General features: G+C 71.4%; 20 protein-coding genes. 6 read left to right on the forward strand and 14 right to left on the reverse strand.

Annotated features, from left to right (window positions below; all coding sequences use genetic code 11):
* From ACFT32_RS01360 to ACFT32_RS01370, 3 genes are all read right to left on the reverse strand, one after another.
* The gene (locus ACFT32_RS01360; RefSeq protein WP_382484438.1) at positions 1–789 is read right to left on the reverse strand and encodes an enoyl-CoA hydratase/isomerase family protein; all 789 of its coding nucleotides are present in this window, start codon (positions 787–789) and stop codon (positions 1–3) included.
* A gap of 106 nt (positions 790–895) precedes the next feature.
* The gene (locus tag ACFT32_RS01365) at positions 896–2029 is read right to left on the reverse strand and encodes an acyl-CoA dehydrogenase family protein (protein WP_382484440.1); all 1134 of its coding nucleotides are present in this window, start codon (positions 2027–2029) and stop codon (positions 896–898) included.
* Positions 2030–2160: 131 nt separating this feature from the next.
* Positions 2161–2964: an SDR family NAD(P)-dependent oxidoreductase gene (locus ACFT32_RS01370; RefSeq protein WP_382484442.1), complete on the reverse strand. Its 804-nt coding sequence runs from the start codon at positions 2962–2964 to the stop codon at positions 2161–2163.
* A gap of 87 nt (positions 2965–3051) precedes the next feature.
* On the opposite strand from ACFT32_RS01370, the gene ACFT32_RS01375 reads away from it, so the two are divergent.
* Positions 3052–4119 carry an NAD(P)-dependent alcohol dehydrogenase gene (locus ACFT32_RS01375; RefSeq protein ID WP_382484445.1) on the forward strand — a complete coding sequence of 356 codons (1068 nt, stop codon included), beginning with the start codon at positions 3052–3054 and terminating at the stop codon, positions 4117–4119.
* A 155-nt stretch (positions 4120–4274) separates the two neighbouring features.
* Positions 4275–4388, forward strand: coding sequence for an FAD-linked oxidase C-terminal domain-containing protein (locus tag ACFT32_RS01380; protein WP_382487000.1), 114 nt, complete (start codon positions 4275–4277; stop codon positions 4386–4388).
* Between the two features lie 7 nt (positions 4389–4395).
* Here ACFT32_RS01380 and ACFT32_RS01385 read toward each other — a convergent pair whose 3' ends face one another.
* The 11 genes from ACFT32_RS01385 to ACFT32_RS01435 all read right to left on the reverse strand — a co-directional run bounded on the left by ACFT32_RS01385 (position 4396) and on the right by ACFT32_RS01435 (position 15728).
* Positions 4396–5808 carry an LLM class flavin-dependent oxidoreductase gene (locus ACFT32_RS01385; protein ID WP_382484447.1) on the reverse strand — a complete coding sequence of 471 codons (1413 nt, stop codon included), beginning with the start codon at positions 5806–5808 and terminating at the stop codon, positions 4396–4398.
* Complete coding sequence (locus ACFT32_RS01390; RefSeq protein ID WP_382484449.1) at positions 5805–6689, reverse strand: carbohydrate ABC transporter permease; 885 nt, start codon at positions 6687–6689, stop codon at positions 5805–5807. The genes ACFT32_RS01385 and ACFT32_RS01390 overlap by 4 nt, the downstream gene beginning before the upstream one ends.
* Positions 6686–7564, reverse strand: coding sequence for a carbohydrate ABC transporter permease (locus tag ACFT32_RS01395; protein ID WP_382484451.1), 879 nt, complete (start codon positions 7562–7564; stop codon positions 6686–6688). Before ACFT32_RS01395 ends, ACFT32_RS01390 begins: the two co-directional genes overlap by 4 nt.
* The gene (locus ACFT32_RS01400; RefSeq protein ID WP_382484453.1) at positions 7561–8928 is read right to left on the reverse strand and encodes an ABC transporter substrate-binding protein; all 1368 of its coding nucleotides are present in this window, start codon (positions 8926–8928) and stop codon (positions 7561–7563) included. The genes ACFT32_RS01395 and ACFT32_RS01400 overlap by 4 nt, the downstream gene beginning before the upstream one ends.
* A 54-nt stretch (positions 8929–8982) precedes the next feature.
* Positions 8983–10158: an acyl-CoA dehydrogenase family protein gene (locus ACFT32_RS01405; RefSeq protein ID WP_382484455.1), complete on the reverse strand. Its 1176-nt coding sequence runs from the start codon at positions 10156–10158 to the stop codon at positions 8983–8985.
* 7 nt (positions 10159–10165) lie between these two features.
* Positions 10166–11350, reverse strand: coding sequence for an SfnB family sulfur acquisition oxidoreductase (locus tag ACFT32_RS01410; RefSeq protein ID WP_382484457.1), 1185 nt, complete (start codon positions 11348–11350; stop codon positions 10166–10168).
* Positions 11347–12504 (reverse strand): LLM class flavin-dependent oxidoreductase, encoded by a 1158-nt coding sequence (locus ACFT32_RS01415; RefSeq protein WP_382484459.1) that lies wholly within the window; start codon positions 12502–12504, stop codon positions 11347–11349. The genes ACFT32_RS01410 and ACFT32_RS01415 overlap by 4 nt, the downstream gene beginning before the upstream one ends.
* Before the next feature lie 31 nt (positions 12505–12535).
* Positions 12536–13723 carry an SfnB family sulfur acquisition oxidoreductase gene (locus tag ACFT32_RS01420; protein ID WP_382484461.1) on the reverse strand — a complete coding sequence of 396 codons (1188 nt, stop codon included), beginning with the start codon at positions 13721–13723 and terminating at the stop codon, positions 12536–12538.
* Positions 13720–14277 (reverse strand): NADPH-dependent FMN reductase, encoded by a 558-nt coding sequence (gene ssuE, locus ACFT32_RS01425; protein WP_382484463.1) that lies wholly within the window; start codon positions 14275–14277, stop codon positions 13720–13722. The genes ACFT32_RS01420 and ssuE overlap by 4 nt, the downstream gene beginning before the upstream one ends.
* Positions 14278–14319: 42 nt before the next feature.
* Complete coding sequence (gene sfnG, locus ACFT32_RS01430; RefSeq protein ID WP_382484464.1) at positions 14320–15447, reverse strand: dimethylsulfone monooxygenase SfnG; 1128 nt, start codon at positions 15445–15447, stop codon at positions 14320–14322.
* A gap of 200 nt (positions 15448–15647) precedes the next feature.
* Positions 15648–15728: a putative leader peptide gene (locus ACFT32_RS01435; protein WP_382487002.1), complete on the reverse strand. Its 81-nt coding sequence runs from the start codon at positions 15726–15728 to the stop codon at positions 15648–15650.
* 136 nt (positions 15729–15864) lie between these two features.
* Between ACFT32_RS01435 and ACFT32_RS01440 the strand changes: the two genes are divergently transcribed.
* The 4 genes from ACFT32_RS01440 (at position 15865) to ACFT32_RS01455 (ending at position 20772) form a co-directional block, all read left to right on the forward strand.
* Entirely contained in the window at positions 15865–16770 is a 906-nt protein-coding gene (locus ACFT32_RS01440) for a LysR family transcriptional regulator (RefSeq protein ID WP_382484466.1), read from the forward strand.
* Between the two features lie 459 nt (positions 16771–17229).
* Complete coding sequence (locus ACFT32_RS01445) at positions 17230–19293, forward strand: discoidin domain-containing protein (RefSeq protein WP_382484468.1); 2064 nt, start codon at positions 17230–17232, stop codon at positions 19291–19293.
* Between the two features lie 19 nt (positions 19294–19312).
* On the forward strand, positions 19313–19909 hold the full coding sequence (locus tag ACFT32_RS01450; protein WP_382484470.1) for a TetR/AcrR family transcriptional regulator: 597 nt from the start codon (positions 19313–19315) through the stop codon (positions 19907–19909).
* Positions 19910–19974: 65 nt separating this feature from the next.
* Positions 19975–20772 (forward strand): nitrilase-related carbon-nitrogen hydrolase, encoded by a 798-nt coding sequence (locus tag ACFT32_RS01455; RefSeq protein ID WP_382484472.1) that lies wholly within the window; start codon positions 19975–19977, stop codon positions 20770–20772.
* The last annotated feature ends 3 nt before the right edge of the window (positions 20773–20775 follow it).

The raw sequence follows: 20775 nt of genomic DNA on the forward strand, positions 1-20775 counted from the left end.
TCAGCGCCCCTTCCACTGCGGGTCGCGCTTCTCCAGGAAGGCCGCGACGCCTTCCGCCGCGTCCTCCGAGTTGAGCATGACCCCGACGGCCAGGTGCTCCATGACCATCAGCGACTGGATGTCCGCGTCCAGGCTCCGGTCGATGGTCATCTTGGTGATCCACATCGTGAACGGGCTCTTGTCGGTGAGCTGGTCGGCGAACTCCTCCACCGTCGCGTCCAGCTTGTCCGCCGGTGCCGAGGTGTTGATGAGGCCGAAGTCGGCCGCCTCGACGCCGGTCAGGAGCTTGCCGGTGAGCATGAGCTCCTTGGTCTTGCGGACGCCGATCATCCGGGGCACGCGGTAGATGGGGCCGGCTCCCCCGAACAGCGCGCGGCGGATGTGGAAGTCGCCGATCAGGGCGTCGTCCGCGGCGATCGCGAAGTCGCAGGAGATCATCAGCTCGAACCCGCCCGCCGTCACATGCCCTTCGAGCACGGCTATCGACGGAGTCTTCATCGAGTACAGCCGGTCGCACACCTTCGCCGACAGCACGGCCACGTCGATGGCCGTGGAGCTGCCGATGAAGTCGGCCTTGAGGCTGTCCAGGTCGAAGCCCGAGCAGAAGGTGTTGCCGCGTCCGCGCAGGATCAGCACGCGCAGTCCGGGGTCGGCGTCGACCTGGGTGATGATCTCGTCCAGCCGGTTGAGGATCGGCACGGTCACGCAGTTCTTCTTGTGCGGCCGGTTGAGCCAGACCCGGGCCACGTGGCCGTCTCGCTCGAACTGGATCTCGTCTTCTACAGCCATCCGCCCACTCCTTCAAACTGAACTGAATTCACTTAATACTCGGGGTCCGGCGGAGCCCTGTCAACAGTCGCGCCCTGCGGTTCACCCGGAGCCGGTCACCGCGGAGTCAGGCAGCGCACCCCGTGAAGCCGAGGAGCCCCGCCAGCCGGACGCGATGGTCGTCCGCGGTGCCGAACCAGGCGTCATCGGCCCGAGCCCTGCGCATGTACAGATGCGCCGAGTGCTCCCAGGTGAAGCCGATCCCCCCATGGAGCTGCACATATTCCGCCGTCGCGCGCCGATAGGCGGTGGAACAGGCGACGGCCGCGGCACTCGCCACCACGGGCAACTCTGCGGACCAGTCCGCGAGGCAGACCGCCGCGTACCCGGATGCCGACCTGGCCGCCTCGACCTCGACCAGGAGATCGGCCAGCCGGTGCTTGATCGCCTGGAATGATCCGATCGGCCGCCCGAACTGAGTTCGATGCGATACATACTCCAGCACGGCGTCCAGTGCGTGAGCGCATCCGCCGAGCTGCTCGGCCGCCAGCGCCGTCCGCCCGGAGTCCAGTACGGCGTCGACGAGGCCGGGCACCTGCCCCGCGTCCCCCACCGGTTCGGCGGGCGCCCCGCGGAACCGGACGAGGGCCTGGCGGCGGGTGGGGTCCAGCACCCTCCGCGCCGTACGGTCGCAGCTTCCCGGGTCGGGTTCGCAGGCGAACAGCCGCGCACCGTCCGGCGCCCGGGCCGCCACCAGGATCAGCCCGGCGTCCTCGCCCGCGGGCACGAAGTCCGCTTCCCCGCGCAGCAGCCAGCCGTCCGGCCCGCGTTCGGCCGTGACCTCGGATCCGTGCAGGAACCCGGCGACCGTCGCGGTGAGGGCACCGGTGGCGATTCCCGGCAGCCAGCGTTCGCAGGCTCGCCGGTCGCCACTGGCCAGCAGGGCGTCTCCGGCGAGTACGACGGTCGGGAGCAGGGGCGCCGGGCACAGGACGCGGCCGGTCTCCTCCAGCGCCACGGCGAGTTCGCCGAAGGAGCAGCCCGCTCCTCCGTACTCCTCGGGCAGCGCGAGACCGTGCACCCCGATCTCGCCGGCGAGCCGCTCCCACACCGCCTGGTCGAAGCCGCGCGGGCCGCTCGCCTGCTTGCGCACCTCCTCGGGCCCGCACACCTCTGCCAGGAACTCCCGCAGCACCGCGCGCAGTTGCCGTCGCTCCTCCGTCTCCAGCAGCAGCGCCGGGTCGAGATCGAACCGGAACATCAGGGCCTCCCCGCATCGCAGTGGTGTGTTGTTCCCGAGCCGTCACGTGCTCCTCAGCCGTCACGCGCGGCGATCCGCTCGCGCGTCGGCCGTCCGCTCGCGCAGGGTGATCGCCGCGTCGGGGCCGCTCGCTACGCCGTGAAGCGTCCGCCGTTGGCGAGCAGCACCGCGCCGACGAGGTTCGCCGCCTCGTCGCTCGCCAGGAACAGCGCGATCCCGGCGATCTCCTCCGGGGTGGCGTACGGCCGCACCCGGGGATCCGCGAAACCCTCCCTCAGTACCTGGGGGGTGTGGGCGGCCATGCCGGTCTCCGTCGGGCCGGGAGCCACCGTGTTGACGCGCACCCCGAACGCGATGGCCTCCTTCGCCACGGACTGGCTGAGCGCCTGCGCGCCGGCCTTGGAGGCCGCGTAGTGCGGATAGCCGGTGAGCGCGTCGAAGGCCGCCGAGGAGCCGAAGGTGACGACGGCCCCCGATCCGTTGGGCCGCATCGCCCGCAGGGCGGCGCGCAGGACGTGGAACGTGCCGTCCAGGTTGATCCGCAGGACCCGTCGCCACGCCTCGAGACCGAGGCGCGTGGTCACCTCGGGCGGCCGGCCGGCCAGCACCGCGTCGGCAAGCCACTGCTTGACGGTCGGATCGTCGACGCCGGCCGCGTGCACCACCACGTCCAGCCGCCCGTGCTCTCGCACGACCTCTTCGACGAGCCCGTCGACCTGCCCGGCGTCCGCCACGTCCACGGGCGCCGCGCGGACTCCGGCCAGCCCTTTCGCCACCGATTCGGCCGCCGGGCCGTCGATGTCCGCCGCGACGACCGCCTCGGCACCCTGCCCGGCCAGCCCGCGGGCGACCGCCGCGCCGATTCCGGAGCCCGCGCCGGTGACCAGCGCGACCCGCCCCGCGAAACGGCCGTACTCCGGGCTTCCGCCACCCATCGGGCCACCGCCTCCCACGCGATACTGAACTGACTTCATTTTTGTTACGCTGGGCCGCATGTCAACAGGCAGCGCCGGGAGGGCGGGATGAGAGCGGTCCGGCTGACGCACTGGGGCGGCCCACCGGTGGTCACCGAGGTGGACCGGCCCACGCCGAGGGGCGAGGAGGTCCTGCTGCGGGTCGAGGCGGCCGGACTGTGCGGCTCCGACCTGCATGTCCTCGACGCGGGGCCCGGCGCCCTGCCCTACCGGACGCCGTTCACCCTCGGGCACGAGGTGGCCGGCCGGGTGGCGGAGCAGGGCCCGGACGCCACCGGGCCACGGACCGGAGAGCGCGTGGTGGTCTACGGGCCCTGGGGCTGCGGGCGATGCGGGCGTTGTTCGGCGGGTGCGGAGAACTACTGCGACCGGCGCCCCGCCCTGGACGCGGCCGGCACCGGGACCGGCGGCGGACTCGGGCGCGACGGCGGGCTGGCCGACTTCCTGCTCGTCCCGTCGGCGCGACTCCTCCTGCCCGTGGGCGGCCTCGACCCCACGCAGGCGGCTCCGCTGTCCGACGCGGGACTCACCGCGTACCACGCCGTCGCCGGGATCCGGCCGGCGTGGGGCGGCACCGAGGGCGGTGCCGGCACGAGCGTGGCCGTCATCGGCGTCGGCGGCCTGGGACATCTGGCGATTCAGATCCTCCGCGCCGTCACCGCCGCCCAGGTGCTCGCGGTGGACGTACGGGACGAGGCGATCGCCCTCGCCCACGACTGCGGCGCCCACTTCGGCACGGTCGTACGCCCGGACACCGCCGAGGTCCTCCGGGGCCGGACCGGCGGCGCGGGCGTCGACGCCGTACTCGACTTCGTCGGCACCTCCGCCACCCTCCAGCTGGCGGTGAGGGCCCTGCGGCCGGGCGGGGACCTCGCCCTGGTCGGCAGCGGCGGCGGCGAACTGACGGTCCGCAAGCCGGGTGCGCTCCCTCCTGGACTGCGACTCTCACTGCCGTTCTGGGGGACGCGGCCGGAGCTGCTGGAGGTCGTGGCGCTCGCGCGCTCCGGCGCCGTCAGGGTCGAGACGAGCCTGTTACCGCTGACCGACGCCCCGGCCGCGATCGGCGCACTGCGTGCCGGCGGGATACGCGGACGAGCCGTACTGGTGCCCGACTGAGGCTCGCCCGGACGGGCGGGAAGGTGGCGCCGGTCTGAGACGAACTGAACTCACGTTATGGACGAGGCGGTGGGAGCGCTACGCCGCCCGGTCCGTCGCGCAGGACGCGAGCAGGGCACGCACGGCCTGGACCGCGGCCTCGCCGGGCGGGAACGCTGAAGCGCCGCTGGCTCGCCGAGGAACTCGGCGCCGAGCAGCACGCCCTGCAGCGACGCCTCAAGGCGGCCTTCGACCCGCACCACGTCCTCAACCCCCGCAAGGCGCTCTGATCGCCTGTCAATCCAGGTGGGACCCGGGGGACTTCCGCTCCTGGGCGGCCAGTTCGCGGTACTCCGCGGCCGGGTGGTCGGCCCGGACACGAGGTCCGCCGCCCGGGCCGTGCAGGCGTTCGCGCAGCGTGGTGGCAGCGGTGGGGTCCTCCGGGAGCCTGCCTCGGGAACGCAGCTCCGGGACGACCAGGTCCACGAAGTCGGCGAAGGTGCCGGGCGTCACGGCGTAGGCGAGGTTGAAGCCGTCGATGTCCGCCTCCTCCACCCAGCGTTCCAGCTCGTCGGCGACCGTGGCCGGGGAACCCACCACCACCGGACCGATACCGCCGATGCCCAGGTAGCGGGCCACGTCGTCGGGCGTCCAGCGGCGGGTCGGATCGGCGGTGGAGAAGATCGCGAGCGCGGAGCGGACGGCGTCGGTGTCGACGTACTCCAGGGGCTGGTCCGGCGCGAGTTCGGACAGGTCGAGGCCGCTCCAGCCGCCGTAGAGGGCGAGGGCGCCCTCGTGGGAGGCGTAGGAGATCAGGTCGGCGTGCTTGGCCCGGGCCTCCTCGTCGGTGGGGGCGGTGATCGCGGTGAGCAGGATGAAGATCTTGACGCTGTAGGGGTCGCGGCCCTCGGCGGCGGCCTTGGCCCGGATGTCGTCGACGACGCGGCGGGTCGCCTCCGGCGTGACGGCGTTGATGAAGACGCCCTCGCCGTGCCGGGCGGCGAAGGCCCGGCCGCGCGGGGAGGCGCCGGCCTGGAAGACGACCGGAGTGCGCTGCGGCGACGGCTCGGACAGGAACACGCCGGGGACGGTGAAGTGGCGGCCCTTGTGGGCGATGTCCCGGATGCGGCCGGGGTCGGTGAAGACGCCCCGTTCCCGGTCGCGGACGACCGCGTCGTCGTCCCAGGAGTACTCCCACAGCTTGTAGCAGACCTCCAGGAACTCCTCGGCGACCTCGTAGCGGTCGTCGTGCCCGACCTGTTCGCCGAGCCCCAGGTTGCGGGCCGCGCTCTCCAGGTAGGAGGTGACGACGTTCCAGGCGATCCGGCCCTTGGTCAGATGGTCGAGGGTGGTGAGGGTGCGGGCCAGCTTGTACGGCTGCTCGTAGGTGAGGGACACGGTCACGCCGAAGCCGAGGCGCTCGGTCACCGCTGCCATGGCGGAGACGGCGGGCAGCGGGTCGGACAGCGGGATCTGCGCGCCCTGGCGGACGGCGGCGTCGCGCGAGCCCTGGTAGACGTCGTACACGCCGAGCACGTCGGCGATGAAGAGCGAGTCGAAGCCGCCGCGTTCCAGCAGCCGTGCCAGGTCGGTCCAGTAGGCGAGGTCGGTGTAGCGGTGCGCCTGGTCGTCGGGGTGCCGCCACAGGCCGGGCGACTGGTGGCCGACGCAGGCCATGTCGAAGGCGTTCAGATGGATGCGGCGGGTCATTTCAGGGCTCCGGAGGAGAGGCCGGCGACGAGCCGGCGCTGGGCGGCCACGGCCAGGACGTAGACGGGCGCGATGCCGATGAGGGAGACGACGGCCTGCTGGCCGAACTCGACGTTCTTGTCGCCCTGGAAGAGGGAGAGCAGCACCGGCAGGGTCTGCGCACTGCTGTCCTGGGCGAAGCTGAGGGCGAAGAGGAACTCGTTGTAGCTGAGGAAGAAGCAGATCAGCGCGGCGGCCGCCACACCCGGCGCGATGAGCGGCAGGACGACGCGCCTGAGGCTCGCCCAGGGGCCGAGTCCGTCGAGCCAGGCGGCCTCCTCGATCTCCTTCGGCACCTTCCGTACGAAGCCGTCCAGCAGCCAGATCGCCACGGGCACGTTCGCAAGACCGTCGACGAGGGCGAGCCCCGTGACGGTGTTGTTCAGCTCCAGGTTCCGCAGCAGATAGAAGAGAGGGAGGACGGCGACGACGGGCGGGGCGCAGTAGCTCGACAGCACCAGGGTCGCGAGCCTGCCCCCTCGGCGTCCGGCCCGTGCGGTGAAGTACGCGCCGGGTACGGCGATCAGCAGCGTGAGCACCACCGAACCGGCAGCGACTGTCCAGGAGTTGACGATGTAGTGGCCGACCTCGACGGCCCGGAAGGTGTCGGGCCAGTTCCGCCAGAACAGGTGCGAGGGCAGCAGCCCGCCGTTGAGGACGTCGTCGCGGGAGCGGACGGACAGCGAGGCGACGTACAGCAGCGGTACGGCCATGAGCAGGGCGATGACCGTGAGCAGCGCGGTGACGCCGGTGGGACGGCGGCGCCTGGCCTGGCGGTGTGTGGGCCTCTTGGTCTCGGGCTCGGCCGCGACCTCTTCCCGTACGGCTTCGAGCGTGGTCATACCGCCACCTCCTCGTACTTCTTGCGGCGGATCGCCACCAGGCTGGTGACCAGGCCGATCAGCAGGGAGAACAGCACGGTCGCGGCTGCCGCGCCGCCGACGTCGAACTCCTGCAGCGCGGTGCGCTGGATGTCGTACGTACTCGTGGTGGTGGAGAAGCCGGGGCCGCCGGACGTCACGACGTAGACGATGTCGAAGACCTTGAAGCCGATCACGAGCTTGAGCAGCAGGACGGAGAGCAGGGTCGGCTCGATGTACGGCAGGACGATCGAGCGGAGGGTGCGCGAGCGTCCTGCGCCGTCGAGGGCGGCGGCCTCGCGCAGTTCGTCCGGTACGCCGAGGAGCGCGGCGTACACCAGCAGCATCACGAACGGTGTCCACTGCCAGCTGTCGATGACGACGAGGGTGGTGAACGCCCCCGTGCCGCTGCCGAGCGGGTTCACGCCGGGCATTCCCACGGCGTGCAGGACGCCGTTGAGGGCGCCGCCCACCGGGGCCAGCAGCAGCTTCCACGCCACGCCGACCATGACGGGCGGCGTGACCAGCGGCAGCAGCAGGAGCGTGCCCAGCAGGCCCGGGCGGGCGGCCCGGGCTCGCAGCAGGAGCGCGAGGGCGGTGCCCAGCACCAGCTGCACGGCGGCGGCGACCACCGCGAAGAGCGCCGACCGCCACAGCGAGCCCGTGAACGACTGGCTCTCCAGCGCGGTGCGGAAGTTGTCGAACCCGGTCCAGCGTTGCAGGGGCCGGGCGAGGGTGGAGTCGGTGAAGGCCAGGCCGATGACGTAGACGAGCGGGTAGGCGGCGAAGACCGCGAGGAAGGCCACGGACGGCGCGGCGAGCGCCCCGGGGACCCGGGCGGCCGGCCTGGCTGTCATCCGGAGGCTCCGTTGAGTTCCTTGGCCCAGGCCCGCTGCGTGTTCCCCAGAGCGGTCTTCGCGCTCTGCTTGCCCTGCAGGCCGAGCGCGAGTTCGTCGACCAGGGTCTGGAGCAGGTCGGGGGCCTTGGGCACGGTCGGCCAGGGCAGCGGGTCGCCCGCGAGGCCGGTGCGGACGACCTCGTAGGAGTCGGGCGAGTTCTTGCGGAACGCCGAGGAGCTGAGGGTGCTGGTGCGGATCGGGTCGGCGCCCGCGTCGGGCCGGGCGAGCACGAGGAGGTTCTGCTGTGCGGCGGTGGCCCACTTGATGAAGGCGGCCGCGGCCTCCTTCTGCTTCGACGCCGTGGACACCGCCAGTCCGAAGCCCGCGTCCAGCGAGGTACGCGGCTTGGTGTTGTCGCCGCCGACCGGGAGCGTGGTGACGGCCCACTTGTCGACGACCTTGGACTGTCCCGGGTCCTGGGCGCGCTTGGCGAAGTCGGTCCAGAAGTCGAGCATGGCGCCCTTGCCGTCGAGGAAGGCGGGCAGCGCCTGGTCGAAGCCGATCTGCAGCGGGGTGGGCAGTGCGCTGGGCGCGGCGTCGAACAGCACCTGCGCGGCCTCGATCGCCTGCGGGGTGTCGAGGGTGGGGGCGCCCGACGCGTCGAGGAACGAACCGCCGTATCCGGCGAGGCGGTTGGCGAAGGCGCAGCCGAGGATCACGGGGACCTGCTGGGCCTCGATGATGGTGCCGTAGTACTTGCCCTTGGCGTCCTTGGTGATCTTCGCGGCGATGTCGTTGTACTCGTCCCAGGTGCGGGGCGCCTCGACCTTGTGCCGCTCGAAGATCTCGGTGTTGTAGAAGAGGATGTGGGTGTCACCGTCGTAGGGCAGGCCCCAGCGCTTGCCGTCGTAGCGGGTGTAGGTGTCGTACAGGGACGGCAGGAAGTCGCTCTCCTCGATGTCCTTGTGCGCCTTGATGTACGCGGTGAGGTCCTCGATGACACCGCCCTCGGCGAGGGTGCCGACGGCCGCGTACCAGTACATGAAGACGTCGAACTGGCCCGCCCCGGACTGCACGTCGAGCACGGCCTTCGCCGTGAGCTTGTCGTACGGCACGGGTGTCACCGACAGCTTGGCGCCGGTGGCCTCCTCGAAGGGCTTGCTCAGGTACTTGAACGACAGGGCGTTCGGCTGGTTGGCCAGGATCTTGAGGGTGACCCCGTCGAGGTCGGGCTTGGCGGTCGGGTCGAGCGCGACGGATTCGGAGGAGCCGCAGGCGGTCAGGAGCGGGCCGGCGGCGGCGAGGGCGGCGGCACCGCCGGCGGCGCGCAGCAGGTGTCTGCGGGAGAGCGGAGAGCGCGGGAGGCGCGGGGTCGGGGTCATGGGGTGGTTCTCCTGGCTTCTTCTTACGCGAGAGTTCTCACGTAGGGAGATTTCTTAGGTGTAGAGGGTGAAAGGCGCGTGGGCGCCGTTCAGGAAGTGGTCGCCGACCTCGCGGAGCTTGTAGGCGACGGGGTCGTGCAGGGTGTGGGTGCGTACGTTGCGCCAGAACCGGTCGAAGCCGTGCTCGGACGCCGTCGCCCTCGCGCCGGTGACCTCGAGGATCCGGGCGGTGATGTCGAGGGCGGCCCTGGTGGCGGCGACCTTGGCGGCGGCGACGGTCACGGCGATCTCGCCGCGCTCCTCGGCGGCGAGGTCGTGGCCTCGGTCGATGCCGCGCTGGACCGCTTCGGCCGCGTGGTCGGCGAGGAGCCGCACCGAGCGGGCGGACACCGCGAGTTCGCCGTAGGTGGCCAGTGTGTAGGGGTCCTGGGTGGCGGAGTCGACGCCCGACAGCAGCCAGGGGCGGGTGGTGTCGCGGGTGTAGTCGGCTGCCGCGGCGAGCGCGCCCTCGGCGATGCCCAGGTAGAAGTGGACGAAGACCAGCTGGATCGCGGGGGTGACGAGGGTGGCGAACGGGGAGAGGGTGTCCGCCTCCTCGGAGAGGGACCCGATGATGTCGTCCGCCGCCACCGGAACGGCGTGGAACTCCACGCTGCCGCTGGCCGAGAGCCGCTGCCCGAAGTTGTCCCAGTCGTCGTGGCGTACGACTCCGGGGTGGGCCGGGTCGACGAAGGCGACCACGGGTTCGCCGGTGTCCGTGCGGGTGGCGCCGGCGACGAGCCGGTCGGCCACGCGGGCGCCGGTGGCGAAGCTCTTGCGCCCGTCGAGCCGGAAGCCCTCGCCGTCGGGGGTCAGGGTGACGTCCGGGTCCCTGGGGTTGAACGCCCCGCCCCACAGCCACTGCCCCTCGGCCGCCGCGCGCTCCAGCCGCTCGACGGTGGCGGGCTCACCGAAGAAGCGCGGGTTCCAGGACAACAGGTAGTGGTAGCCCAGGAGTTGGCCGATCGAGCCGTCTCCGGAGGCGATCTCGCGGATGACGGCGTAGGCGGTGCGCCAGTCCGCTCCCCCGCCGCCGTACTCGGCGGGGACGAGCAGCGTGAGCAGCCCGGCCGCGCGCAGCCGTTCCACCTCCTCGAAGGGCGGCTTGTTGGCCTTGTCGCGCTGGGCGGCGTCCTGGGCGAGGCCGGCGGCCACGGCTCGGGCGGTGGCGATCCAGTCGGTCGTGGTCATGGGGTCCTCAGACGATTCCGTTGGCGGGCGGGGCGACCCCGTTGAGGGCGTGGTTGCCGAGGTGCTGGATCTTCCAGCGGCGCGGGTCGTGCAGGGTGTGGGTGCGGGCGTTGCGCCAGTGCCGGTCCAGGCCGCGGCCGCCGGTCACGGAGCGGGTGCCGATGAGGGCGAAGACGTCGTTGGCCACGGTCAGCGCGGCCGTGTCGGCCTGGGCGCGGGCGGCGGCCACGGCGACGGAGGCCTCGGCCGCGAGCCCTGCGTCGTCCGGGGCACCGCGGGCGGTGTCGATGGCGGCTCCGGCACGGTCGAGGAGGGCCTCGGCGGCGCGTACGAGCAGGGCCAGTTCGCCGAACCTGTGGATCACCAGTGGTTCTTCGTTCGCCCGGTCGGCGCCCGACTCGCCCCAGGGCCGGGCGATGTCCCGGATCAGTTCGCCGCCCTCCTCCAGGGCCCCGCGGGCGATGCCGGTGTCGACGGCCGCGTGGATGAACTGGCCGAAGGCGCCGAAGACCTCGGGCCGTTCGAAGGTGAGGTGGTGGGGCACCACCCGGTCGGCGGGCACATGCACGTCCTCGAACCGGACGGTGCCGCTCGCGGTGCCGCGCTGCCCGATGCCGTCCCAGTCGTCGACCACCGTGACCCCGGGGGCGTCGTACGGGACGAAGGCCGCGGTGAGGCTGTCGTCCGGGGCGAGGGCGAAGACCGGGATCCAGTGGGCGAACAGGGCGCCCGTGGAGTAGTTCTTGGTGCCGGTCAGGGTGTATGAGCCGTCGGGGCGGGGCTTCAGGCGGGTGGAGAACTCCAGCGCGTGCCGGGTGCCCTTCTCGGCGAGGGCGTTGCCGAACCTGCGTCCCGCCAGCAGTTCGGCGTAGAAGAGGTCGCGCTGCCCGGCCGTGCCGTTCTCCTTCAGTACCTCGACGAAGAAGAAGTGGTTCTGCGGGATCTGGCCGATGCTGCCGTCGGCCGCGGACAGCAGCCGGACGACCTCGCCGAGGGTGCGGGCGCCGACCTCGGCACCGCCGTGGGAGCGGGGCACGGTGATGCCCAGCAGCCCGGATGCGGAGAGACGGTCGAGTTCGGCGCGCGGCAGGATGCGCTCGGCGTCGCGCCGGGCGGCCTCGCGGGCGAACTCGCCGGCCAGTTCGGCCGCTACGGCGACCGCCTCGGCGTCGTCGGCGATCACCTGCGTCATCGTGGGTTTCCCGCACCCGCGAAGGGGACCTGGGCGGAGGCCGCGACCCGGGGGAAGGGGTGCTGCCACAGGCCCTGCGCCTCCAGCCTCGGCAGCACGCCCTCGCCGAACCAGTAGGCCTCCTCCAGGTGGGGGTAGCCGGAGAGGACGAACTCCTCGATACCCAGGGCCGCATACTCCTTGATGCGTTCGGCGACCTCGTCGTGGCTGCCGACCAGGGCCGTGCCCGCACCGCCGCGTACCAGGCCGATGCCGGCCCACAGGTTGGGGTGGATCTCCAGGCCGTCCCGGTTGCCGCCGCCGTGCAGGGCGAGCATGCGCTGCTGCCCGGCGGACTCGCTGCGGGCCAGCCCGGCCTGCACGGACGCCACGGTCTCCGGGTCGAAGCCGTCCAGCAGCCGGTTGGCCTCCGCCCAGGCCTGCTCGGAGCTGTCGCGGGTGATGACGTGCAGCCGGATGCCGAACCGGACGGTGCGGCCCTGCTCGGCCGCGAGCTTCCTGATCCAGGCGATCTTCTCGGCGACCTGCGCGGGCGGTTCGCCCCAGGTGAGGTACACGTCCACGTGCCGCGCGGCGATCTCTCCGGCGATCGGCGAGGAGCCGCCGAAGTAGACCTCGGGGACCGGGTCGGGCACACGGGCCAGCGTCGCGTCCGCCACCTGGAGGTGCTCGCCGTGCAGATCGACGGTCTTGCCCTCCCACAGCTCCCGCACGATCTGCAGGAACTCGCCGGTACGGCGGTAGCGCGCGTCCTTGTCGAGGAAGTCGCCGTAGGCGCGCTGCTCGTGGCTCTCGCCTCCGGTGACGACGTTGAGCAGCAGCCGTCCGCCGCTCTGCCGCTGGAAGGTGGAGGCCATCTGCGCGGCGAGCGTGGGCGAGACGAAGCCGGGCCGGAAGGCGACCAGGAACTTCAGCCGCTCGGTGTTCTGGCTGACCATCGCCGTCGTCAGCCACGCGTCCTCGCACCAGGCGCCGGTGGGGGTGAGGGCGCCGACGAAGCCGAGATCCTCGGCGGCGCGCGCGATCTGGCTCAGGTAGGCGACCGTCGGCGGCCGGTCCCGGCCGGAGGCGGTGGCCGGGGTGCCATGGCCGCCGCCGACGACATGGCGGCTGTCGCCGTTGGTGGGCAGGAACCAGTGGAAGGTGAGGGACACGAGAGATCTCCGATCGTGAGGTGGGGGCGGGTCAGAGCAGGCCGTGCCGGGGCGGCCGGGTGCCGTTGAGTACGTAGCGGCCGATGTGCTGGACCTTCCAGCGGGCCGGGTCGTGCAGAGTGTGGGTGCGGGCGTCACGCCAGTGGCGGTGCAGGCCCAGGGAGTCGAGCGCCGACCGGGTGCCGGCGACCTCGAAGAGGGCGCTGCCGATCTCGACGGCGGTCTCCGCGGCGGTCACCTTGGCGGTGGCCACCGCGATCGAGGCCTCGGCGGCCGAGTCGTCGGTCAGGTCGTCCCGGGCGGCGTCGACGGCCCGCGCGGCCTCCCGCAGCAGGGCCTCCGCCGCCCGCAGGCGGATCGCGAGTTCGCCGAACCGCTGGATCAGCAGCGGATCCTCCGCGGCCGTCTCCAGCCCGCTCTCGAACCAGGGCCGGCTCTTCGTACGGACGAACTCCACGGCCTCCGCCAGCGCCCCGGAGGCGATCCCCGCGTCGATGGCGGCGTGCAGCAACTGGGCCACTGCGCCGTGGAGTTGGGGCCCCTGGAAGGTGAGGTGGTGGGGCAGGACCCGGTCGGCCGGGACGGGCACCCGCTCCAGGCGGACCGTTCCGCTGGCAGTGGTGCGCTGCCCCATGCCGTCCCAGTCGTCGACGACCGTCAGGCCCGGGGCGTCACGCGGTACGTACGCCACGTGCAGGGTCTCGTCGTCGGCCCGGGCCAGGACGGGGATCCAGTGGGCGAACAGCGCGCCCGTGGAGTAGTGCTTGACGCCGTCGAGGACGTACGAGCCGTCCGGCCGCGGCGCGAGCCTGGTGCGGATCTCCTGGACGTGCTTGGTGCCCGCCTCGGACTGGGCGTTGCCGAACCGCCTGCCCCGCAGCACCTCGCCGAAGAGAAACTCCTGCTGGGCGTGCGTGCCCTGGCGGCGCAGCACGTTGACGTAGACGAAGTGGCTCTGCGGGATCTGGGCGAGGCTGGCGTCGGCCGATGCCAGCAGCCGGAAGATCTCGGCGAGCGTCCCGGTACGGACGTCCGCGCCGCCGAACTCGGCCGGGACGCTCACGCCCGGCAGCCCCGAGGCGGACAGCCGTTCCAGCTCCGCGTGCGGCAGCCTGCGCCGTACGTCCCGTTCGGCGGCTTCCTTCCGGAAGTCCGCTGCCAGTTCGGCGGCGACGGCCAGGGCCTCGGCGTCGTCGGCGATCACATGGGCCGTGCTCATCCGGTGGCCGCCAGTACGGTCGTACGGCCGCCCAGCACGGCGGAGAACTGGTCCGTGACCTGGGCCAGGGCCTCGGCCGAGCCGGGAGCGACGGTCAGGGAGCCGTCATCGCTCACGGTGATGTCCTTGTCGAGGGTGAACCAGCCCGGGACGATGTGCGCGGCGCCCATGGAGCTCAGCACGGGACGCAGGGCGTAGTCGATGGCCAGGACATGGGCGACGGACCCGCCGGTGGCGAGCGGCAGGACGGTCTTGCCGGCCAGTGCGTACTGCGGGAGCAGGTCCAGCAGGGACTTCAGCAGTCCGGAGTAGGCGGCCTTGTAGACGGGGGTGCCGACCACGACCCCGTCCGCCTGCTCGACAAGGGCGGTGGCCCGGACGATCTCGGGGTGCCGGAAGTCCGCCCCGAGGAGCGCCTCGGCGGGGACGTTCCGGACGTCCAGCGGGATCACCTCGTGCCCCTGGGCGGTGAGCCGGGCATCGAGGTGGCGCAGCAGTCGCTGAGTGCGGGAGGTGGCTGAGGGGCTGCCGGACACGGAGACGATGGTGGCCATGCGGGGGTCTTCCCTTCGTGGCTGTACTCGGGCGGGTGAGGATCAGGCGTGGGCCGCGGCGGGCTCGAAGTCGGGCTCCTGTGCCTCCAGTTCGCGCACGAGGGGCAGCACCCGCTTGCCGAAGTACTCGACCTCCTCGTGGTAGTGCAGGAAGCCGAGGAGGAAGAGGTCGACGCCGAGCCGCTTGTAGGCGACGATCCGTTCGGCGATCTGCTCGGGTGTGCCGATGAGGCCCGTGCGGAAGCCGTCGTTGTACTGGACGAGGTCCTCGAAGCTGGAGTCCTGCCACATGCCCTTGCCGTCGGCGGTGGACTGCCCGGCCTGCTGAACGGCGTCGCGGAAGCCGTGCACGGCCTCGGTGTCGGCGTGGGCGACGATCTCGCGGAGCTGTTCACGGGCCTCTGCCTCGGTGTCGCGGGCGATGAGGAAGCCGTTGAGCCCGAACTTCGGGGGCGTGCGGCCTGCTTGGGCGGCGGAGGCGCGTACGTCCTCGATCTGCTCGGTGACGCCCTCGAAGTCCTTGCCGTTGCTGAAGTACCAGTCGGAGACGCGGCCGGCCATGGCGCGGGCGGCGGTGGAGTTGCCGCCCTGGAAGATCTCGGGGTGCGGGCGCTCGGGGGTGTTCAGCGGCTTGGGCTTGAGGGAGAAGTCGCGCACCCGGTAGAAGTCACCGGCGAGTTCGGCGTGGTCCTCGGTCCAGATGGTGCGCAGGGCGGTGATGAACTCCTCCGCGCGCCGGTAGCGCTCGTCGTGCTCCAGCCACGGCTCGCCCAGCGCGGTGAACTCGCCCTTGAACCAGCCGCTGACGACGTTGACGGCGAAGCGGCCGTTCGAGAGGTGGTCGGCGGTCGCGCCGAGCTTGGCGAGGACGCCCGGGTGCCACAGGCCGGGGTGGACGGCGGCGATGACCTTCAGCCGCTCGGTGGCGAGCAGCAGGGCGAGGCTGAAGCTGGTCGACTCGTGCTGGTTCTCGGCACCGTAGCTGGCCATGTAGCGGACCTGGCTGAGGGCGTAGTCGAAGCCGTTGTTCTCGGCGAGGACGGCCAGTTCGCGGTTGTAGTCGTAGCCCCAGTCGGTGCGCTGCTCGACGGTGCTGGTGACCAGGCCGCCGCTGACGTTCGGCACCCAGTAGGCGAAACGGACGGGGTCGGATGCGGGCGGTACGGGCATGGGAACTCCCGGGAAGAGCGGAAAGGCGCGCGAAAGACACAGGCGTCGGCACGGAAACGTGCTCGCGAGGGGAATTCAGGCGCGCTGGAGCGACGGTCCCGGGAAAGCCGTCAGCGCGACGGAGAACGTCCGGGACCGGAATTCATGAACGGTGAGAGCGCGGAAAGCGAGTGGGAGGGTTTCCCTCGGGCACGCTGCGCTCAGACGCGGCTGCGACAGCAGGAGCTGGAGACACGCGCGAGATCGACGTGGCGTCGCTGCGTGAGGTCCGGTCGCTTCATGTCGACGATCCAACCAAGCGTGGGTCCGGCCGGTCAAGAAGACCGGGTGGTGATTCCACATGGTGAGAGTCGGTATTCACGAGGTTGTGACAGGGATTCCCTTGAACCGGGCTCGCTGGGGACGCAGTCTCCTGTCGTGCGCATAGAACAGCTCGAATACATCGCCGCCGTCACCCGGTTCGGTTCGCTGCGGCGGGCCGCCGAGGAACTCCATCTGTCCCAGCCCGCGTTGAGCGAGACCGTGCGCAATCTGGAGCGGGAACTCGGCGTGGACCTGCTGGAGCGCAAGCGGTCGGGGGCGAAGGTCAGCGACGAGGGCCGGGAACTGCTGCCGCACATCATGACGGTGCTGGACGCGGTGGACCGGCTGCGCGGCGCGGCAGGCGACCAGCACCGCGTCAGCCGCATGGTGCGGCTCGGCACGGTCAACACGGCCACCGTTCCGCTGCTCATCCCGACCGTGCGGGAGTTCCGCTCCGCGCACCCGGCCACCCAGGTCGAAGTGGTCGGCGCTCAGCAGGCCGACATCCACCGCGGGCTGCTGGAGGGAGCCTTCGACCTGGGGCTGGTGAACTATCTCCACGGCGACGACATGCCGCCCGGCTTCGAGACGACCGAGCTGCTGCGCGGCCGGCCGGTGGTGTGCGTACGCCCGGACAGCCCGCTGGCGGCCCTGGACACGGTGGATGTGGACAGCCTCCTCGCCGAGCCGCTCATCGTGATGCGGTCCGGCTACGTCATGCACCGCTACGTCCACCGGCTGCTGCGCGGCCGGACACCGTCGTTCTCGTACTCCACCGACGGCGCCGAGATGGGCAAGCTGATGGTCGCCGAGGGGCTCGGGGCGACGGTGCTGCCCGACTTCAGTGTTCTCGGCGATCCCCTGGAGCGGCGGGGAACCCTCACCGTACGGCCGCTGGCGGGGGACGAGACCGATGTGCTGCTGGTGCTGCAGCGCCGCCATGCCGTCTCGGTCCCCCGGGCCGTGCGTGATCTGCACGCGCTGTTCGTACGCAACGCGAACGCGCACCGGGAGCCGTGAAGACGGCCCTGGACCGAACGGGTGGTTCACCCACTCCGTCGGCGTAGCAGGACGCCGCTCGCGGGGCGGCCAGGCCGGGGCGCGCCGGACGCTCCAAGGAGATTGGAGTCGTCATACTCCGTACGAACCCGCCCCGCGTCGGCCTGGACAGGATCGAGATCATCGCGGTCGACGACGGCTCGAAGGGGGCCGTGGCGCTGCGCGTGGCGCCGGTCGGACTCGCGGCGGCCCTGCGCCGGCGGCTCGGTCGACACGGATCCGGCTCTCGCCCGTGATGCCGTACTGATGACCCGTCAGTAGGTCATCTGTCCCGGACTCTTGACTCGTAAGGCGGTAGTGGTCATCCTCGTCGCACCATGGGCGAGGTCATGACAATCGGGCTGTCGCTCCCCGGCCCACAAGGCCCAGGACGGCCCGATACGTCGACCCCGCCATCCCGCCGACCGAGGGACGTGGGCTGTGACCAGTTCCGGACGCCCGTACCGCAGACGCAAGAACATCACCGTTGTGTCGCTCCTCCTGCTCGTGCTCTCCATCGCGCTCGGACCCACACCGAGTTCGGCGGCCGGAACGGACTGGTGGAACCCGACCGCGCGACCCGCGCCGGACTCCGGGGTCAACGTCACGGGGGCGCCCTTCACCGGCACCAACGACCGGGGCGAGGTACGCGGCTTCGTCGACGCGCACGACCACATCTTCTCCAACGAGGCCTTCGGCGGCCGTCTGATCTGCGGAAAGGCGTTCTCCGAGCAGGGCGTCGCGGACGCGCTCAAGGACTGTCCCGAGCATTACCCGGACGGCTCGCTCGCGATCTTCGACTTCATCACCAACGGCGGTGACGGCAAGCACGACCCGAACGGCTGGCCCACCTTCAAGGACTGGCCGGCCCACGACTCGCTGACCCACCAGCAGAACTACTACGCCTGGGTGGAGCGGGCCTGGCGCGGCGGCCAGCGGGTGCTGGTGAACGACCTCGTCACCAACGGCGTGATCTGCTCGGTCTACTTCTTCAAGGACCGCGGCTGCGACGAGATGACGTCCATCCGGTTGCAGGCCAAGCTGTCGTACGACATGCAGGCCTACATCGACAAGATCTACGGCGGGCCGGGCAAGGGCTTCTTCCGGATCGTCACCGACAGCGCGCAGGCCCGTCAGGTCGTCGAGCAGGGCAAGCTGGCGGTCGTCCTCGGCGTGGAGACGTCCGAGCCCTTCGGCTGCAAGCAGATCCTCGACATCGCGCAGTGCAGCAAGGCCGACATCGACGAGGGCCTGGACGAACTGCACGCGCTGGGTGTGCGCAGCATGTTCCTGTGCCACAAGTTCGACAACGCGCTGTGCGGTGTGCGCTTCGACTCGGGCTCGCTCGGAACGGCCATCAACGTCGGGCAGTTCCTGTCGACGGGCACCTACTGGAAGACGGAGCAGTGCAAGGGGCCCCAGCACGACAACCCCATCGGCAACGCCTCGGCGGCCGCGGCCGAGAAGGAGCTCCCGGCGGGCGAGGAGGTCCCCTCGTACAGCGCTGACGCCCAGTGCAACGTCAGAGGACTCACCGGACTCGGCGAGTACGCCGTCCGCGGCATGATGCAACGCGGGATGATGCTGGAGATCGACCATATGAGCGTCAAGGCCACCGGCCGGGTGCTCGACATGTTCGAGGCCGAGTCCTACCCCGGCGTGCTCTCCTCGCACAGCTGGATGGACATGGACTGGACCGAGCGGGTCTACGGTCTCGGCGGCTTCATCGCCCAGTACATGCACGGCTCCGAGGGCTTCATCTCGGAGGCGAAGCGCACGGAGGCCCTGCGCGACAAGTACGGGGTGGGGTACGGCTACGGCACCGACATGAACGGCGTCGGCGGCTGGCCGGGCCCGCGCGGCGCGGACGCCCCGAACAAGGTCACCTATCCCTTCAAGAGCGTCGACGGCGGCTCCGTCATCGACCGGCAGACCACCGGTCAGCGCACCTGGGACCTGAACACCGACGGCGCCGCCCACTACGGTCTCGTCCCGGACTGGATCGAGGACATCCGCCGGGTCGGCGGCCAGGACGTGGTGGACGACCTCTTCCGCGGCGCCGAGTCCTACCTCGACACCTGGGGGGCCTCCGAGAACCACGAGGCCGGAGTCAATCTCGCGGCCGGCTCCACCGCGTCGGCCAGTTCCTCGGAGTGGAGCCTGTTCACGAGCTACAAACCGCACCGGGCCGTGGACGGCGACGGCGGCACCCGCTGGGCGAGCGACTGGAGCGACGACCAGTGGTACCAGGTCGACCTCGGGTCCACTCGGAACGTCGAGCGGGTCACCCTCGACTGGGAGCGCGCCTACGCGAAGTCGTACCGCGTGCAGCTCTCCACGGACGGAGCGAACTGGCGGACCGCCTGGTCCACGACAGCGGGTGACGGCGGCCTGGACACCGCGAGGTTCACCGGCACACCGGCCAGGTACGTACGCGTCCAGGGGCTGGAGCGCGGCACCGGCTGGGGCTACTCCCTCTCCGAGGTCAAAGTCCACGGCCGCTGACACCCACGAGAGGGGTTCCATGGCACGGTTGCCGTCCGCCGAGCGGCGGCGACAGCTCACCGAAGCGGCGATCAGGGCGATGGCCCGGGACGGCGTCCCCAGGACGACGACCCGGTCCATCGCCGCCGAAGCGGGCGTCTCGCTGAGCGTCTTCCACTACTGCTTCGACTCCAAGCAGGAGCTGATCGAGTCCGTCATCACCACCATCACCGGGCACTACGTGACGGTGGTGAAGGAGGCCCTGCGGCCCAGGGCCGGCCTCGAGGAGACCGTACGGGCGGGCTTCCAGGCGTACTGGGAGCACGTCCGCGCCCACCCCGACGAGCACATGCTCACCTATGAGCTCACGCAGTACGCGCTGCGCCAGCCCGGCTTCGAGCATCTGGCGCGGCGCCAGTACGAGCTGTACGCGGAGACGTACATCGAGCTCATCGGCCAGCTGCGGGAGACCATGGGCCTGCGCCTGCGCGTGCCCGCTCCCGTCCTGGCGCGCTACCTGGCCGCGATGACCGACGGCCTGACCCTCAACTACCTCGTGCTCGGCGACGACGACGCCTGGTCGGGCATCCTCGACACGGTCACCGCGCACATCGCCGGCCTGGTGTGCGAGCCCTGAACAGGCGGGATGCGCGTCGGGCTCCTTAGGCTCGTAGGGAACGGGTTCTCCCGGAGGTGACAGTCATGCGAGCCTCGCTGATACAGCTGTCCGTGGACGCGACGGACTCCGCCGAGGAGCGCCGCCGCGCGGCGGCCTCGCTGGTCCGCGGCCGGGCCGGCGACGATCTGGTGGTCCTGCCGGAGCTGTGGACGGCCGGCGCCTGGGCGTACGACGGCTGGGGGCGCGACGCCGAAGGGGTCGACGGCCCCACCGCCGAGGCCATGTCCGCCGCGGCCCGTGCGGCCGGGGTCTGGCTGCACGCCGGATCGATCGTCGAACGTGACGGGGACGGGACGCTCTACAACACCGCGCTCCTCTTCGACCGGGCCGGTGACCTGCGCGGTCACTACCGCAAGATCCACCGGTACGGCTTCGACACGGGTGAGGCGACCATGATGGGCGGGGGCGGCGACATCGTCACCGTGCCCACCGAATTCGGGGTGATCGGCCTCGCCATCTGCTACGACCTGCGCTTCCCCGAGCTCTTCCGGGGCCTGATCGACGAGGGGGCGGAGCTGATCGTGGTGCCCGCCGCCTGGCCCGCGGCCCGGCTCGCCCACTGGCAGCTCCTGACCCGCACGAGAGCCCTGGAGGAGCAGGTCTTCCTGCTGGCCTGCTGCGCCACGGGCACCCATGGAGGTATGCGGCAGGGCGGGCACAGCGTGGCCGTCGACCCCTGGGGGACCGTCCTGGGCGAGGCCGGCACCGCGGCGGAGACGGTGACGGTGGAGGCCGACATGAGCGAGGTGGCCCGGATCCGCTCCGAGCTCCCCGTCCTGCGTGATCGCGTCCTCGCCGTGGGGTCCGCGGCCGGGCGGTGACGC

It is taken from the genome of Streptomyces sp. NPDC057002 (genome assembly GCF_042673825.1).
Classification (GTDB): domain Bacteria; phylum Actinomycetota; class Actinomycetes; order Streptomycetales; family Streptomycetaceae; genus Streptomyces.

Bases quoted from the DNA above. Each gene is read 5' to 3' on its own strand.
- ACFT32_RS01360 (WP_382484438.1), bottom strand. From the start codon at position 789: ATGGCTGTAGAAGACGAGATCCAGTTCGAGCGAGACGGCCACGTGGCC.
- ACFT32_RS01365 (WP_382484440.1), bottom strand. From the start codon at position 2,029: ATGTTCCGGTTCGATCTCGACCCGGCGCTGCTGCTGGAGACGGAGGAG.
- ACFT32_RS01370 (WP_382484442.1), bottom strand. From the start codon at position 2,964: ATGGGTGGCGGAAGCCCGGAGTACGGCCGTTTCGCGGGGCGGGTCGCG.
- ACFT32_RS01375 (WP_382484445.1), top strand. From the start codon at position 3,052: ATGAGAGCGGTCCGGCTGACGCACTGGGGCGGCCCACCGGTGGTCACC.
- ACFT32_RS01385 (WP_382484447.1), bottom strand. From the start codon at position 5,808: ATGACCCGCCGCATCCATCTGAACGCCTTCGACATGGCCTGCGTCGGC.
- ACFT32_RS01390 (WP_382484449.1), bottom strand. From the start codon at position 6,689: ATGACCACGCTCGAAGCCGTACGGGAAGAGGTCGCGGCCGAGCCCGAG.
- ACFT32_RS01395 (WP_382484451.1), bottom strand. From the start codon at position 7,564: ATGACAGCCAGGCCGGCCGCCCGGGTCCCCGGGGCGCTCGCCGCGCCG.
- ACFT32_RS01400 (WP_382484453.1), bottom strand. From the start codon at position 8,928: ATGACCCCGACCCCGCGCCTCCCGCGCTCTCCGCTCTCCCGCAGACAC.
- ACFT32_RS01405 (WP_382484455.1), bottom strand. From the start codon at position 10,158: ATGACCACGACCGACTGGATCGCCACCGCCCGAGCCGTGGCCGCCGGC.
- ACFT32_RS01410 (WP_382484457.1), bottom strand. From the start codon at position 11,350: ATGACGCAGGTGATCGCCGACGACGCCGAGGCGGTCGCCGTAGCGGCC.
- ACFT32_RS01420 (WP_382484461.1), bottom strand. From the start codon at position 13,723: ATGAGCACGGCCCATGTGATCGCCGACGACGCCGAGGCCCTGGCCGTC.
- ssuE (WP_382484463.1), bottom strand. From the start codon at position 14,277: ATGGCCACCATCGTCTCCGTGTCCGGCAGCCCCTCAGCCACCTCCCGC.
- sfnG (WP_382484464.1), bottom strand. From the start codon at position 15,447: ATGCCCGTACCGCCCGCATCCGACCCCGTCCGTTTCGCCTACTGGGTG.
- ACFT32_RS01435 (WP_382487002.1), bottom strand. From the start codon at position 15,728: ATGAAGCGACCGGACCTCACGCAGCGACGCCACGTCGATCTCGCGCGT.
- ACFT32_RS01450 (WP_382484470.1), top strand. From the start codon at position 19,313: ATGGCACGGTTGCCGTCCGCCGAGCGGCGGCGACAGCTCACCGAAGCG.
- ACFT32_RS01455 (WP_382484472.1), top strand. From the start codon at position 19,975: ATGCGAGCCTCGCTGATACAGCTGTCCGTGGACGCGACGGACTCCGCC.